The following is a 14,341-nucleotide window of genomic DNA, read 5'->3' on the forward strand; positions in this document are numbered from 1 at the left end:
CCCACGCTCGCGCGGGGCGCGGGCGGGGTCAAGTGCGCAGCACTACCTCGTCGGCACGTCCCAGATATCCGCCGCATACTGCCGGATCGTCCGGTCGGACGAAAACCAGCCGACGTTGGCGGTGTTGAGGATCGCCATGCGGTTCCACGTCGCCCGGTCGGACCAAAGCGCATCGACCCGGCGCTGGGCGGCGGTGAAACTGTCGAAATCATCCGTGACCATGAACCAGTCGTGGCTTTCGATGCCCGCGATCAGATCGGTGTAGCGCGTCGGATCGTCCGCCGAAAACGCACCGTCCTTGATTGCCCGCAGCGCCTGCGCCAGTTCCGGCGAGGCCGCGATGATCTCGCCCGGATCGCGGCCAGTGGCGCGGCGGTCCGAGACCTCCTGCGCGGTGAGGCCGAAGATCACGATGTTGTCGTCGCCCACCAGGTCCTTGATCTCGACGTTCGCGCCATCGAGCGTGCCGATGGTCACCGCCCCGTTCAGGGCGAACTTCATGTTGCCGGTCCCCGACGCCTCCATCCCCGCGGTGGAGATCTGTTCGGACAGGTCGGCGGCGGGCACCAGCACCTCGGCCAGCGACACGTTGTAGTTGGGCAGGAAAACGACCTTGAGCAAATCGCCAACGATGGGATCGTTGTTCACCACCCGCGCGATGTCATTGGCCAGTTTGATGATGAGCTTGGCGTTGTGATAGCTGGGTGCGGCCTTGCCCGCGAAGATCTTGACCCGCGGCACCCAGTCTTTTTCCGGGTGCGACCGGATCTGGTCATAGACCGTGACGGTTTCGATCAGGTTGAGAAGCTGCCGCTTGTATTCGTGTATCCGCTTGATCTGAATGTCGAAAATCGCGCCGGGATCGACGCGAAGCCCCATGCGTTGCTGGATCACCCGCGCAAGCTGCTCCTTGTTCCGGCGCTTGATCGCCTCGAACTCGGCTTGAAAGCCCGCGTCTCCGGCCATGCTGGTGATGCCGGTCAGCGCCTCGGTATTTGCCATGAGGTCCACGTCCCCCACGACCCCCTGCACCAGCCGAAGGAGCGCGGGGTTGCATTGGGCCAGCCAGCGGCGCGGGGTGATCCCGTTCGTCTTGTTGTTGATCCGGCCCGGGAACACGGAATTGAGGTCGGCAAAGACCGTTTCCTTCATCAGGTCCGAGTGCAGCGCGGAGACGCCGTTCACAGAATGAGACCCCATGAAGGCGAGGTTGCCCATGCGCACCCGCCGCTCGCCGCCCTCGTCGATTAGCGAAATGCGCGAGATGACCTCGTCCGCCAGCCCGTCCCTGCGCGCGGTCTTCAGCACCATCGCGTTGATCTGGTAGATGATCTGCATATGCCGGGGTAGCAGCCGCTCGATCAGCGCGACCGGCCAGCTTTCCAGCGCCTCGGGCAGAAGTGTGTGGTTGGTATAGGCAAAGGTGCCGGTGGTCAGCTCCCACGCGCGGGCAAAGTCGTAGCCCTCGTTGTCGATCAGAAGCCGCATCATCTCGGCCACGGCAATCGCCGGGTGCGTGTCATTCAACTGGATCGCGACCTTCTCGGGCAGGTTGTCAAAGGTGTGGAACAACTGCCCGTGGCGGCGCAGGATGTCCTGAAGCGACGCGGAGGAGAAAAAGAACTCCTGCCGGAGCCGCAATTCCTGCCCGGCGATATGGCTGTCCTGCGGGTAAAGCACCTGCGTCAGCGTCTCGGCCCGGTTGCTTTCCTCCAGCGCGCCCACGTAATCGCCCGCGTTGAACCGGGCGAGGAGGATGGGGTCGATAGGCTGCGCGGACCACAGCCGCAGGCTGTTCACATGCTCGCCTTTCCAGCCGACCACGGGGGTGTCATAGGCTGCCGCCGTCATCCGCTCGGACGGCTTCCAGCGGAACGTGGGCACCCCGGTCTTGTCATGCCCGCGCGGCTCGACCGTGCCGCCAAAGCCGATCTCGTAGGCGCTTTCGCGGCGTTCGAATTCCCACGGATTGCCGTGCGACAGCCACATCTCGGGAAGCTCGACCTGCCAGCCGTCGCGAATTTCCTGCCGGAAAAGCCCGTGCTGGTAACGGATGCCATAGCCATAGGCGGGGATGCCCACGCTCGCCATTGACTCCATGAAACAGGCCGCTAGCCGCCCCAGCCCGCCGTTCCCCAGCGCCGCGTCCGGCTCCAACTCGCGCAGGATGTCGAAATCGACACCGATGTTGGCCAGCGCCTGATTGATCTGCCCGTCAAGGCCAAGATTGGTGATCGCGTCGCGCATCAGCCGCCCGATGAGGAATTCGAGCGACAGGTAATAGACCCGCTTCGCGTCCCGGCTCTCGTCCTTCCAGTTGATCCAGTGATCGACCAGCCGGTCGCGCACGACCAGGATCACCGCCTGAAGCCAGTCGTGCTGTTTCGCGGCCTTGGGGTCTTTGCCGGTGCCGTGCTTCAGCCGTTCGATGATCTCGACCGCCAGCGCCTTGGGGTCGCTTTTCTTGGCGGGGGTCGGCAGGTTGTCGAGAGGCGTCATGCTGAGAACACTCCAGAAGGCTTAGGCAAGCCGGGCGATGATAAAGCCGTTGGGGCCGAAATGCAGCCGTCCGTCCTGCATCTCGCAGGCCTCGGACAGAAGCGGGTCGAGGGTGCGATCAAGAGGCATCTCGACCTCGCCGGGGGATAGGTTGAAGGCACAGAACACCTCGTCGTCGCGGATATGCGCGAGGATCGGCTCGTGGGTCGGCAGGAACGCCATCCGCCCGTTCCGCAGCGCGACCTCGGCCCTGCGAAGCGTGAGCATCCGTTTGTAGAAGTCCAGAACGGACCCCTCGTGCTCTTGGGTGGACACCGCGCGGGCAAGCTGTGCCTCTTTAACGGGCAGCCACGGGCGCTCTGCGCTCGTGAACCCGCCGTTCGGTGCCTCGGCGTCCCAGGCCATTGGCGTACGGCAGCCATCGCGCCCCTTGTCCTCGGGCCAGAAGTTGAGCCCCTGCGGATCGGTCAGCTCGTCATAGGTGAGGTCGGTGTCAGTCTGGCCAAGCTCCTCGCCTTGGTAGAGCACGATAGACCCCTCGAAGGAGAGAAGCAGCGCGCAGGTCAGTTTCGCGAGCGCCTCGGGGTCCTTGGCGTGGTCCATCCAGCGCGTCACATGGCGCGGCACGTCGTGGTTGGAAAAGGCCCAACAAGGCCAGCCGTGCGGCGCGCCTTGGAAGAATTGGGTCAGACGCGAGCGATAGAACTCGGCACTGAAGGGTGGGCCGAGGAGTTCAAAGGAATAGGCCATGTGAAGTCGATGGGCGCTTGTATACTGTCCCATGAGCTCGATGGAGTGGTGACTGTCGCCCACCTCGCCCACCATCGCGCGGGCGTCGTAGCTGTCCAGAAGCGCGCGCATCCTCTCCAGAAACCCGAGGTTTTCCGGCTGGTTCTTGGAAAACAAGTGGTACTGCATGTCATAGGTGCGCTGGGCGTGGCGCGACGCGGGCCGAAAATCGGCGGCGTCGTTTCGCAGGAGCCTGTCGTGGAAGTAGTAATTGACGGTGTCCATGCGGAACCCGTCGACACCGCGCTCGAGCCAGAACTTCATCCCAGAGAGCGCGTAGTCCTGCACCTCCGGATTATGGAAGTTGAAATCCGGCTGCTCGGTCAGGAAGTTGTGGAAATAATACTGCCGCCGCCGGTGTTCCCATGTCCAGGCGAGACCACCAAAGATGCCCTGCCAGTTGTTGGGCGGCATCCCGTCGGGCTTGGGGTCGGCCCAGACATACCAGTCCGCCTTGTCGTTGTCGCGTGACTGGCGGCTTTCCTTAAAGAACGGGTGCTGGTCGGAGGAATGGGACAACACCTGATCCATGATGACCTTGAGGCCAAGCTCATGCGCCCGGTCCACCATCCGGTCGAAGTCGCTCAAGGTGCCGAAGATCGGGTCGATGTCCATGTAATCGGACACGTCATAACCCATGTCCTTCATCGGAGAGGGATAGATCGGCGACAGCCAGATCGCATCGACGCCAAGGTCAGCGATATAGCCCAGCCTTTCGGTGATCCCGGGCAGGTCGCCGATGCCGTCGCCATTCGAATCCTGGAACGAGCGGGGATAGATCTGATAGGTCACGCTGCCGCGCCACCAGTTCGGGTCGGTCATGTCCGTCATCGCGCTGTTTCAAGACAGGCTAGGAGCGTCCCGCGCGTTTGACCAGAGACTTTCTGCACCTGCACAATGACGGGCACTATGACTTGCGGAAACCGAGGCGCGCGGGTCCCGCTCTGATGTCAGACCTGTTCGAGAAGCGCGGCCCTCGCGCCCGCCGGGATCGTCTGCGCCGCGCGGTTGAGCGTGTCCTTGGCAAAACCAGCGGCCGTCTGATAGCGCTTCATGAATTCCTCGCGCTCGGCGGGTGGGATCACGTCGTCGATGTTGTCGAATTCTCCACCGCAGCGGTCGTCCACCAGGTTCAGAAGCCCGAAGGGCCCGGCGCCCCGGTTGCGCAGGATGACCTCGGAAATCGGACCGCACATCTTCGCGTCATAGGCGGCGAGTGCCTTCGGGTTCACCCCGTGCTCCACCATCATCGCGCCAAGGACGCGCGCGTCCACGATGGCCTGCGACGCGCCGTTCGAGCCCGTCGGATACATAGCATGGGCCGCATCGCCCATCAGCGCCACCGCGCCGTCCTGCCACGTCGCCACCGGGTCCCGGTCGATCATGGGGTTTTCATAGGCGACTTCCGAGTGCCGGAGCATCTCCGGCACATCGAGCCAGTCATAAGTGAAACCGTCGAAGTGGTGCGCGAAATCTGCCAGGTCCACCTGCCGGAACCAGCCGGTGTTCGCATGCGCGGAGGGATCGTCATAGGTCACTTCCGCGATCCAGTTGATCTGGGCCAGCCCGTTCTCGTCCGGGTGGCTGATGGGATAGATCACCATCCGGTGCTTATGCGTGCCAAGACCGACAAAGCTCGACCCGGTGCGAATGGGCTTGGCCAACGTGGTGCCCCGCCACATGACCGCGCCGCCCCAATGGATCGGCGGCTGGTCCGGGTGCATCTGCGCGCGCACCTCGGAGTGGATGCCGTCCGCACCGATGAGGAGCGTGCCGGTTTCCTCGCTCGTGGATCCGTCCGAATGGGCGATCTTGGCCGTCACCGTGCCGTTGGGGTTGTTCGTGTAGCCCACGACCTTCTGGCCAAGCCGCAGCGCTTCTGCGCCTGCGCGCTCGACGAACGTATCGGCCAGTAGCATGTGGAATTTGCCCCGATGCACGGCATATTGCGGCCAGTTGTAGCCCGCATGTTCGCCGCGCGGCTCGGAATAGATGTCGTTGCCGTTCAGCCCGACCAGCGCCCATTCCTTGGCCGGCACGCCGACCTGGTCGAGAGCATCCGCGCCGATCCCGAGGTCATAGAGTTCGCGCACCGCGTTGGGTTGCAGGTTGATCCCCACGCCCAGCGGCTTCAGTTCGCGCACCTGTTCGAACACCACGACCGGCACGCCGATCTGGTGCAGCGTCAGCGCCGTGGCCAATCCGCCGATCCCGCCGCCGGAGATCATCACGAGAGGTTTGGGCATGTAGTCCCCCGTCCAGTTAGGTCGGAGGTTCTTCACCCAATCCGTTCGTCTTGGCAACCACCTGCCCACGCCGCAGCGCCGCATGTGGCGATCAGGACCTCACGCCGCCCAGGGCATGTGCTTGAATTCGTCCCGGAAGGCGAAGCGCTCCAGATGACGGTCGACCACGTCCTTGCCGCGCTCCAATCCCTCGGCGTCCTCGGCGTTCACCTCGATCCAAAGCCCGGCGTCGCTCGCCCTCAAGTTCACCGGACCGAAGGGAAAGTCGATCCGCCCCTCTTCGGGCGTGAAGCTCACCTCGATCTTATGCGCGAAATGCTTGCACAGTTGTTGCAGATACTGGCTCGCCTTCGGCGTTTCCCAGAGCGCTTCGACTTTCGCCATGACGGCCTCCTGAAATCCTATCATTTTTGTCAGGGTATGGAGGCCGCCGGCGAATAGCAAGTCAGAGCGCCGCCAAGGCCGCGTCGGCCTTGGGTTTCTCGACCGCGACCGCCTGTTCCCAGACCGGACCGTAACCGCGCATCTCCTGAGGGGCCTTGAGGATTTTCAAGACGTCCGCCACGTTCTCCGGCGTCACTTTCGCGGCGACCTGCGCCATGACGCCCTCATACCAGCCGATCATCCCGCGGTTCATCCGGCGCTCATGGCTATAGCCAAAGATGTCGAGCGGGGTGCCGCGCAGGCCTTTGAACCGGGCAAGACCGCCCATGACCGGGCGCATCCACGCGCCGAGTTGCACCTTGTTCGGACGCCCGCGTTCGTCCCTGCCGAGCGGCAGCATGGGCGGGGCCATATGGTAGTGCACCTTGTAGTCGCCGGTGAACTTTTCCTTCAGCTCATCCTCGAACCCCATCTGGGTGTGGAGCCGCGCGACCTCGTATTCGTCCTTGTAGGCCATGAGCTTGAAGAGCGACTTCGCAGCCTCGGCGATTACGTCCTCTGGCAACCCCGGCGCAAGCCGGGACCGGAATCCCGCAACCGCGTCGCGGTAGCGCTGGGCGTATCTTTCGTTCTGATAGCCGACGAGGAAGGCCGCCCGTTCGTCGATCATCTGATCGAGGGTCTGCACCTCCGGCTCCATGCTCCCCAGAATTGGCGTGAGCGCGTCCGGCGTTTCGGCCATGATCCGTCCGATGGCGAAGGCCCTCTTGTTGCCCTCGATCGCGACGCCGTTCAGCTCGATCGCCCGGTCCAGCGCCCAAAGCTCCACCGGCACCAGACCTTTCTGCCACGCCATGCCGAGCATGATCGTATTGGCGAAGACCTGATCGCCCAGCAGCGTCTCGGAAATCGTGTTGGCGTCCAGAGACAGGAGGTTATCCGCGCCAACGGTCTTGGCAATCGACGCCTCGCGGACCTTGACCATGAGGTCGGCATCCCGCCGCAGCACGATGTCGCCCGTGGGCATTTCGGCAAGGTTCAGCACCATTTTGGTTCCCGCCCGGTAATGCTGGCTCGCCTTCGGCGCGGAGCTGACCACCACGTCGCAGCCGATGACCGCATCCGCATGGCCCTGATCAATACGCACCTGATGGATCGCGTCGGGATCTTGGCCAAGGCGGATGTAGGACAACACCGTCCCGAACTTCTGCGCGAAGCCGGTGAAGTCGAGCACCGAGGACCCCAGCCCCTGCACGTGCGCGCCCATTGTGATGAGCGCACCGACCGTCACGACGCCGGTGCCACCAACGCCGGTGACGAGCAGGTCGAAGGGTTCGGCAAGGCTCGGCAACTCCGGTGCGGGCACCTTCGCGACGAGCGCATCGAGGTCGACGGAGGTTTCCTCGCGCTTTCGCCGTTCGCCGCCTTCGACCGTGACAAAGGAGGGGCAGAACCCGTCGAGACAGGAGAAGTCCTTGTTGCAGGTCGAGAGGTTGATCTTCCGCTTGCGTCCGAACTTCGTCTCGCGTGGTTCCACCGAGAGACAGTTCGATTCCACCGAGCAATCCCCGCAACCCTCGCAGACGAGGGGGTTGATGTAGGCGAAGCGCTTCGGGTCTTCCATCTTGCCACGCTTGCGCCGCCGCCGTTTCTCGGTCGCGCAGGTCTGTTCGTAGATCAGCATCGACACGCCCTTCACCTCGCGCAGCTCGCGTTGAAGGCTGTCCATTGCGTCCCGGTCATGAAGGCTGGTGCCGGCCGGGAAATCGCTCTTGGAGAATTTGCCGATGTTGTCGGAGACCAAAGCGATCCGCTCCACTCCCTCGGCCCGCGCGTTCTGGGCGATGCCCTGTACGCTGACCGGACCGTCGACGGGCTGGCCGCCGGTCATCGCGACGGCGTCGTTGTAGAGCACCTTGTAGGTGATGTTGGCCTTGGCGGCGACCGCCTGCCGGATGGCGAGACTGCCGGAGTGATACCAGGTCCCTTCGCCGAGGTTCTGGAACTGGTGCTTGCCGCCGTTCCACTTCTGGCGGACCGACCAGGGCACGCCCTCGCCGCCCATCTGGGCGAAACCTGCGGTGTCCCGGTCCATCCAGCTTGCCATCACGTGACAGCCGATCCCAGCACCGGCCGTGGACCCTTCCGGCACCACGGTCGACGAGTTATGCGGACAGCCAGAGCAGAAATAGGGCGTGCGCGTCGCGCCGGGGGTGTTGAGTATGGGCACCGGGGTTTCAGTGAGCGCGCGCGCCTTGGCGATCAGGTCCTCACCGGGAAAGAACGGGTCGAGCCGTTCGGCAAGGATCGGGATCAGCGCGCGCGGCGACAACTCGCCCGTCCATGGGACCAGATCGCGCGTCGCCTGCGCGTCATGCTTGCCGACCATCTTTTCGGGTTTCGCGCCGGGCCAGTCGTAGAAGAATTCCTTCAACTGGCTCTCGATGATGCCGCGCTTTTCCTCGATCACCAGCACCTCTTTCTTGCCGGAGACGAAATTCAACGCATCGCGCCGGGCCAGCGGCCAGACCATCCCGACCTTGTAGATGTCGATCCCCAGCGCCCGGCATTTCGCCTCGTCCAGCCCCAGAAGGCGCAGCGCCTCCAGCGTGTCCAGATGCCCCTTGCCTGTGGTGACGATGCCAAAGGGCGCGTCGGGCAGGTTGTAGGTCGCCCGGTCGATGGGATTGGCTTCGACGAACTTCTCCACCGCCCGCAGCTTGTGGGTTATGCGAGTTTCAATCTCGGGCGACGGTCCATCGTTGCCGCGAATGTGGATGCCGCCGGGGGGCAGGTCGATCTCGGGATAGACGAAGGTTCGGTCGGGATGGAGCCGCACCGAACGGCCCGATTCCACCGTCTCGGAAATCGCCTTGAACCCGACCCAGGTCGAGGAATAGCGCGACAGCGCCAGACCGTATTCGCCGTAGGTCAGATATTCCTCGACATCCGCCGGATTGAGCACCGGCACGAACCAGGCGAGGAAGACCGCGTCCGACTGGTGCGGCATGGAGGACGAGACGCAGCCGTGATCGTCGCCCGCAACGACCAGAACGCCGCCCTTGGGATCGGTGCCATAGGCGTTCCCATGCCGGAGCGCATCGCCCGACCGGTCCACCCCCGGGCCCTTGCCATACCACATGGAGAACACACCCTCGACCTCGCAATCCGGGTCGAGCGTGGCCTGCTGGCTGCCCAGAACGGCCGTCGCGCCAAGGTCTTCGTTCACCGCGGGCATGAAGGTGATGTTCTTGTCCTTCAGCCGTTTCGTCACACGCCACATCTCAAGGTCGAGACCGCCGAGCGGCGAGCCACGATAACCCGACACGAAGCCCGCGGTCTTCAACCCTGCCTCCCGGTCGCGCCGCGCCTGATCGAACATGATCCGGACCAGCGCCTGTGTCCCGGTCAGGAACACGCGGCCCTCGGTCAGGTCGTAGCGGTCGGTGAGCCTGTAATCGGGATGGGTGGCTGGTGCATGCAGCATGGCGGGTCCTCCTGTTGTCACGATGATACCCGGAGACAGGCGGATTCCCTTCCCAGATTTCGCAGGGTGCGGTAGAGTGTTGAAATGCCAATCCGCATGTGAACGGAAAAGTGAAATGCCAGACCAGATTGCGCTGGACGACCGCGACCGCGTGCTGATCCGCGCCCTGCAGCGCGACAGCCGTATCTCGAACGCCGATCTGGCCGAGATCGCGGGTATGTCGGTTTCCGCCTGCTGGCGCCGGGTCAAGGCGCTGGAGGAGGCGGGCGTCATCCGCCGCTACGCCGCCGTCATCGACCCGGAGCGCATCGGTTTAGGCTTCCAGGCACTGACCCATGTGGAAATGGTGCGCCACGACCCCGAGAATGTGGCCTCCTTCATCCACGCGGTGGAAGCGCGGCCCGAAGTGCAGGAATGCTGGGCCACGACCGGGCAGGCAGATTACACCATGCGCGTGGTGGTCGCCGACATCGCGGCCTACAACCGGTTTCTGGAAGACTTCCTCTTCCGCCAGCCTGCGGTGCGCGCGGCCCAGACCAACGTGGTTCTGCGCGACGTGAAACGGGCGGCCAACGTCCTTCTTTGATTGCCGCCTCCAATGCGCGCTATTGATCGTTGCGCCCTTGGCCATGCTAGGGTTTTCCGAACAGGAGACCCCGATGACCCGCACGATATTCTTCTCCCTCGTCAGCCTCGCCATCGCGGCGACCTGCCTTGCCGTTCTGACCGTCCTCACCGGGCGTTGGGATGCGCTCCGGGGTGTGCCACTGACCGGGCAGATCGTGCTCAATGACATCGCGGTGCCCGCCGATTACGTCATCGACCCGCTGGTCATCTCCGACGAGCTGGTGGCGCGAATGCAGAAGCGGTCGGAGGCGGATCTCGCGCTCAACATCCTTCTGGGTGAAAACGGGAACGAGCTTCTGCGCGACCGGGCCATTCCGCGTCTGGTCAACGCCGGCGTGGTGCGCCGGATGCTCGACGAGATGGAAGGGCTTGGGACCGTCATCGCCTTTGGCGACTACCACGCCTTCGGGCGGGTGCGGGTCACCAACCGTGGCGAGGACGTGCTGAACACCGTGGCACTTGTCATGCCGGAGATCGCGCGGGCGGAGCGGAGTGGCGAGCCGCTCGAGGTGCGCGCCCACGAGAACGGCCTCATGTCCGTGGCGCTGGATACGCTCGACCCGGGCGAGGCGGCAGAGATTGCCGTCTGGTTCACTTCGACCCCCGACGCATTGCTGGCGCAGGAAGACAGCTTTGGTCTGGGTGCGCTTGGCGCGCTGCGCGGTGAGATGCATGTTTATCGTCCGTCAACCGGCTGGAACGGGGCCGAGCTTCAGGTGCGGCCATGGGCACGTTGGATCGTCGCGGCGGTGCTCTCGGCGGTTTGTGTCGCGGCCCTCGCCACGCTCGCTCTCCTGATCGCCGGGGCGATACGGGGCCGTCGGGTCAGCCGCGCTTGATCTTGCCGATCGCCCCGCGCGTGGGATCATAACCCCAGGCCGCCAGCGTAAAGGCGATTCCCGCCACGCCCAGCACAACCAGCGCCGAAATCCACGCGAATTTCCCGTAAGCCGCATAGCGGATCAACTCGATCGCATGTGTGAAGGGGTTGCAGACGGCGAGCCAGTAGAGCACTTCCGCCCCGCTTTCGCGCAGTTTCCACAGCGGATAGAGCGCGGTGGACATGAAAAACATCGGGAAGATCACGAAGTTCATCATGCCTGCGAAGTTCTCGATCTGCTTGGCGTAGACCGTGATGACGAGGCCGATCGACCCAAGCATCATACCCGACAGAAAGATCGCCGGCAGGATGTAGACCATCCCGGGCAGCGTCATCCAGAACCCGAAGACCGCCGCCAAGGCGAGGAACACATAGATCTGGAACGCCGCGAGAATGGTCGCGCCGAGGATCTTCGCGAACAGGAGGAAGGTCCTCGGCAGCGGCGAGACGAGCATCACGCGCATCACGCCCGCCTCGCGGTCGTAGACCATCGACAGAGCCGACTGCATGCACTGGAAGAGCACGATGATCCCGCAGAGGCCCGGCAGGATGTATTCCTGATAGGGCGTGTAGGTCTCGTAAGGCTCGATGATCGAGATGCCGAGGAGGTTGTGAAGCCCGGTCGCAAAGATGAAAAGCCACAACGACGGGCGCACGATGGCCGAGAGAAGCCGCTCCCGCTGGCGAATGAACTTCAGGATTTCCCGCTCGGTAACGGCGTAAAGCCCCAAGAGGTAGCGTGGTGAAGCGTCCCTAGTCGCAGGCAAATTCGGCCTCGTCCTGTCCCAGCGTGTCCAACGTGTTCAACTGGTGCATGAAGCCCTCGATGGGCGCAATATCGACGATGGCATTGTGCGTGGCGAGAAGGATGGGCATCCTTAGCTGACCGTTCCAGGGCCGGAATGTCATCGGGACGCCTTTCGAACCGTCCAGCCGGAGCCGGTCCGACCGTAGGAAATCGCCCTCGGCCCCCGGCTCGCGGGACTTGGCAAAGGCGGTCAGGACCGCGCGGGCGGCGACCCAGGTGGACCAGTCCTGCCAGCCCATGCGACGCCCGGTCACGGACTCGAACCGCGAATTCACCTGCGGTGCGCCGTAGCGTTCGAGCGCCCAGTGCCACTCGGCAGGCACAAGGCCCGTCGCGCCCACCACGGGCCGGGGCAGGGCGGTCTGGAACGGGACGTAGCGGGAGTATTCGCCGTAATCGTCCGCGATCACGATCACGTCGTAGTCCCGGATGCCGCCCGTGAGCAGCATGATGTTGTTCTCTTCTCGGAGCGCCGGATTGGTGGAGAGGTCGAACTCTCGCGTCTCGACCACGTTGACCCGCATCCGTTCGGCTGCCTCCGCAAAGCTCGCTGCGCGGGCGACATCGCGCTCGGTCTTGCCATGGAGCAGCAGAACCCTTGTCCATTCCTGCCGGACGAGGTGCTGGATCAACGCGTCCGAGATCATCCGGTCCGACGCTGCCGTATGGAGCAGGCCGGGATAACAGGTGCGGCGCAGGCTGTCCTCGGGCGCGGTGGTGTTCAAGATCGTCGCCGCACCGTTCACGGCCTCGGCCAGAGCCGCGACGGAAGGGGCCGGCAGATCGGCGACGATGTATTCGATCCCCGCCGCCACCATACGTTCACCCGCGCCGGCGACGGTTTCGGGCCGCACGCGCATTTCATCCAGCGTCACCGTCAGCCCCCGCGCGTCGGTCAGGATCTTCATGTCCTCGACGGCGAGCTTTACCCCCTCGAAGGTGTCTCCCTGTGGGCGAAGGGCGATCCGGGCATAGGCGAAGGTTTCGTCATAGCGCGGGTCGTTTTCCAGCGCGATGTAACCGATGGTGATGTCCTCGGCCCTCGCGGGCAGGGCCAAGGAGACGAGCGCGAGAAGAGCGAAGAGCCGGATCAATCGTCGATCACTACGGTATGGGGCACACGGCCCGTGGGAATCGAGCGGATCGGGCGCAGCGTCTCCATATCGACCAGCGTGATGTCGTCGGATAGCCCGTTCGACACCACCGCCACCTTTTCATCACCCGTCAGGGCGACGGACCAGGCCCGGCTGCCGACGAGGACATATTCGATGACCTCTTTCGTATGCGCGTCGATCACCGCGATATGATTGGCGCGGCCAAGGCTGATGATGCCGCGCGAGCCGTCTTCGGTAATGGCCATCCCGACCGGGGTCACATCCTCGGGCCGGAAACCAGGCGGCAGGAATTCGAGTACCTCCTTGATCTCATTCGTGTCGCGGTCGATCACATAGATCTCCGACGACAGCTCGGCGCTCACCCAAAGCTCGTTGGTGTCGGGCGTCAGGACGAACCTGCGTGGCCGCGTGCCCACGATGATGTTGTCGGTCACGACGCCTTGTCCCGCGTCCACCACATGCACCATGTCGGCCACTTCCGAGGTCACGTAGACCGTGCTGCCATCTTCGGTCCCGATCACGCCCTCCGGCTCGGCCCCGGTCGGCACATCGTGGATCGCGATCCGGCTTTCCATGTCGATCACCTCGAGCATGGAGTCCTCTTCGTTCGAGACATAGACGACGCTTTCGTCCGGCGAAAAGGCGAAGACCTCGGGCGAGGGGCCGGTTGGGATCTGGTCCACCACCTCCAGCGTTTCGATGTCTATCACGTCGATCACGTCATCGTCGCCGCATGCTACATAGAGCAGCGTCTGCGCCGCGTTCATCTTCATGTCGCGCGGTCGACGCGAGGTCTCAATCTTTTTCACCACGTTGAAGTCCTGGTCATAGACCCAGACATCATGGCTTTTCTCGTTGGACACGAAGATGAGCCCCGTGTCCTTTGCCGTCGCCGAGAGGGGAAGGGCGGCCAGGGCCGCCGCCAAAAGGAACTGTTTCATCAGCGCACCACGAAGGTGCCTTTGAGGCCCCGTTCCTCGTATCCCGGCACGTAGAAGTCGTAGTCGCCCGGCCGGATCGGCACGAACCAGATGTCGATGGTTCCCTCGTCATCGAACTCGACCGAATGCAGGCCCAACGGCGCGACCTCGAGATCCTCGATGATCACCTGGTTGATCCAGGAGTTGCGAAACAGGTCCGGCGCCATGATCAGGAACTCCTCGCCCCCGTCATGCACGATGCGCCAGCGGTAATATTTGCCGGTCTCGAGCTCGAACTGCGTTTCCGAGAATGTGAGCGCCGCGCTGTCGATCATCATGTCGGGAAGTCGGGTGGCGTCCGATGCGATGTTGCCTTCGGCGGCCGCCATCATGGGCGCAAAAGCGATGACTGCGGCAGCGATGCCACGCACGAAAGTCTTCATTCAAATTCCTCCCTGTTTTTGCCAGATTAGGGACCGCGAAGGCGTTCTGCCAAATAGGTTTTCGCAATTTGGGAGATTGCAAATCGCGGTCTGACCGGGTGGTAGCCTGTTGGGGACCAAAGAAAGCGGACATACCGCGAGGG

The 14,341-nt window shown here is 63.6% G+C and carries 11 protein-coding genes; 2 read left to right on the forward strand and 9 right to left on the reverse strand.

All coding sequences use genetic code 11. The features are described 5' to 3' along the window. Window positions 1-42 precede the first annotated feature (42 nt). From KJP29_RS01820 to KJP29_RS01840, 5 genes are all read right to left on the reverse strand, one after another. Window positions 43-2,499 (reverse strand): glycogen/starch/alpha-glucan phosphorylase, encoded by a 2,457-nt coding sequence (locus KJP29_RS01820; RefSeq protein ID WP_218461842.1) that lies wholly within the window; start codon window positions 2,497-2,499, stop codon window positions 43-45. Between the two features lie 21 nt (window positions 2,500-2,520). Beyond that, window positions 2,521-4,110, reverse strand: coding sequence for an alpha-amylase family glycosyl hydrolase (locus KJP29_RS01825; protein ID WP_218462340.1), 1,590 nt, complete (start codon window positions 4,108-4,110; stop codon window positions 2,521-2,523). Window positions 4,111-4,238: 128 nt separating this feature from the next. Then, window positions 4,239-5,534: a flavin-dependent oxidoreductase gene (locus tag KJP29_RS01830; protein WP_218461843.1), complete on the reverse strand. Its 1,296-nt coding sequence runs from the start codon at window positions 5,532-5,534 to the stop codon at window positions 4,239-4,241. Between the two features lie 99 nt (window positions 5,535-5,633). Further along, window positions 5,634-5,918 carry a DUF2218 domain-containing protein gene (locus tag KJP29_RS01835; RefSeq protein WP_218461844.1) on the reverse strand — a complete coding sequence of 95 codons (285 nt, stop codon included), beginning with the start codon at window positions 5,916-5,918 and terminating at the stop codon, window positions 5,634-5,636. 61 nt (window positions 5,919-5,979) lie between these two features. Next, window positions 5,980-9,405 (reverse strand): indolepyruvate ferredoxin oxidoreductase family protein, encoded by a 3,426-nt coding sequence (locus tag KJP29_RS01840; RefSeq protein WP_218461845.1) that lies wholly within the window; start codon window positions 9,403-9,405, stop codon window positions 5,980-5,982. 115 nt (window positions 9,406-9,520) lie between these two features. Between KJP29_RS01840 and KJP29_RS01845 the strand changes: the two genes are divergently transcribed. Next, window positions 9,521-9,991 (forward strand): Lrp/AsnC family transcriptional regulator, encoded by a 471-nt coding sequence (locus KJP29_RS01845; RefSeq protein ID WP_218461846.1) that lies wholly within the window; start codon window positions 9,521-9,523, stop codon window positions 9,989-9,991. Between the two features lie 73 nt (window positions 9,992-10,064). Beyond that, window positions 10,065-10,871: a hypothetical protein gene (locus tag KJP29_RS01850; protein ID WP_218461847.1), complete on the forward strand. Its 807-nt coding sequence runs from the start codon at window positions 10,065-10,067 to the stop codon at window positions 10,869-10,871. On the opposite strand, the gene KJP29_RS01855 is transcribed toward KJP29_RS01850, so the two are convergent. The 4 genes from KJP29_RS01855 to KJP29_RS01870 are packed head-to-tail and all read right to left on the reverse strand — an operon-like array spanning window position 10,858 to window position 14,198. Beyond that, window positions 10,858-11,679: an ABC transporter permease gene (locus KJP29_RS01855; RefSeq protein WP_218461848.1), complete on the reverse strand. Its 822-nt coding sequence runs from the start codon at window positions 11,677-11,679 to the stop codon at window positions 10,858-10,860. The two genes, KJP29_RS01850 and KJP29_RS01855, sit on opposite strands and share 14 nt — an antisense overlap. After that, window positions 11,666-12,814, reverse strand: coding sequence for a hypothetical protein (locus KJP29_RS01860; protein WP_218461849.1), 1,149 nt, complete (start codon window positions 12,812-12,814; stop codon window positions 11,666-11,668). Before KJP29_RS01860 ends, KJP29_RS01855 begins: the two co-directional genes overlap by 14 nt. Then, window positions 12,811-13,776 carry a PQQ-dependent catabolism-associated beta-propeller protein gene (locus KJP29_RS01865; protein WP_218461850.1) on the reverse strand — a complete coding sequence of 322 codons (966 nt, stop codon included), beginning with the start codon at window positions 13,774-13,776 and terminating at the stop codon, window positions 12,811-12,813. Before KJP29_RS01865 ends, KJP29_RS01860 begins: the two co-directional genes overlap by 4 nt. Further along, window positions 13,776-14,198: a hypothetical protein gene (locus tag KJP29_RS01870; protein ID WP_218461851.1), complete on the reverse strand. Its 423-nt coding sequence runs from the start codon at window positions 14,196-14,198 to the stop codon at window positions 13,776-13,778. Before KJP29_RS01870 ends, KJP29_RS01865 begins: the two co-directional genes overlap by 1 nt. Window positions 14,199-14,341 lie beyond the last annotated feature (143 nt).

Origin of the sequence: Maritimibacter sp. DP1N21-5 (genome assembly GCF_019218295.1) — a bacterium.
Taxonomy (GTDB): Bacteria; Pseudomonadota; Alphaproteobacteria; order Rhodobacterales; family Rhodobacteraceae; genus Maritimibacter.

Coding starts and splice junctions, on each gene's coding strand:
- KJP29_RS01820 (WP_218461842.1), bottom strand. CDS start 2,499: ATGACGCCTCTCGACAACCTGCCGACCCCCGCCAAGAAAAGCGACCCC.
- KJP29_RS01825 (WP_218462340.1), bottom strand. CDS start 4,110: ATGACCGACCCGAACTGGTGGCGCGGCAGCGTGACCTATCAGATCTAT.
- KJP29_RS01830 (WP_218461843.1), bottom strand. CDS start 5,534: ATGCCCAAACCTCTCGTGATGATCTCCGGCGGCGGGATCGGCGGATTG.
- KJP29_RS01835 (WP_218461844.1), bottom strand. CDS start 5,918: ATGGCGAAAGTCGAAGCGCTCTGGGAAACGCCGAAGGCGAGCCAGTAT.
- KJP29_RS01840 (WP_218461845.1), bottom strand. CDS start 9,405: ATGCTGCATGCACCAGCCACCCATCCCGATTACAGGCTCACCGACCGC.
- KJP29_RS01845 (WP_218461846.1), top strand. CDS start 9,521: ATGCCAGACCAGATTGCGCTGGACGACCGCGACCGCGTGCTGATCCGC.
- KJP29_RS01850 (WP_218461847.1), top strand. CDS start 10,065: ATGACCCGCACGATATTCTTCTCCCTCGTCAGCCTCGCCATCGCGGCG.
- KJP29_RS01865 (WP_218461850.1), bottom strand. CDS start 13,776: ATGAAACAGTTCCTTTTGGCGGCGGCCCTGGCCGCCCTTCCCCTCTCG.
- KJP29_RS01870 (WP_218461851.1), bottom strand. CDS start 14,198: ATGAAGACTTTCGTGCGTGGCATCGCTGCCGCAGTCATCGCTTTTGCG.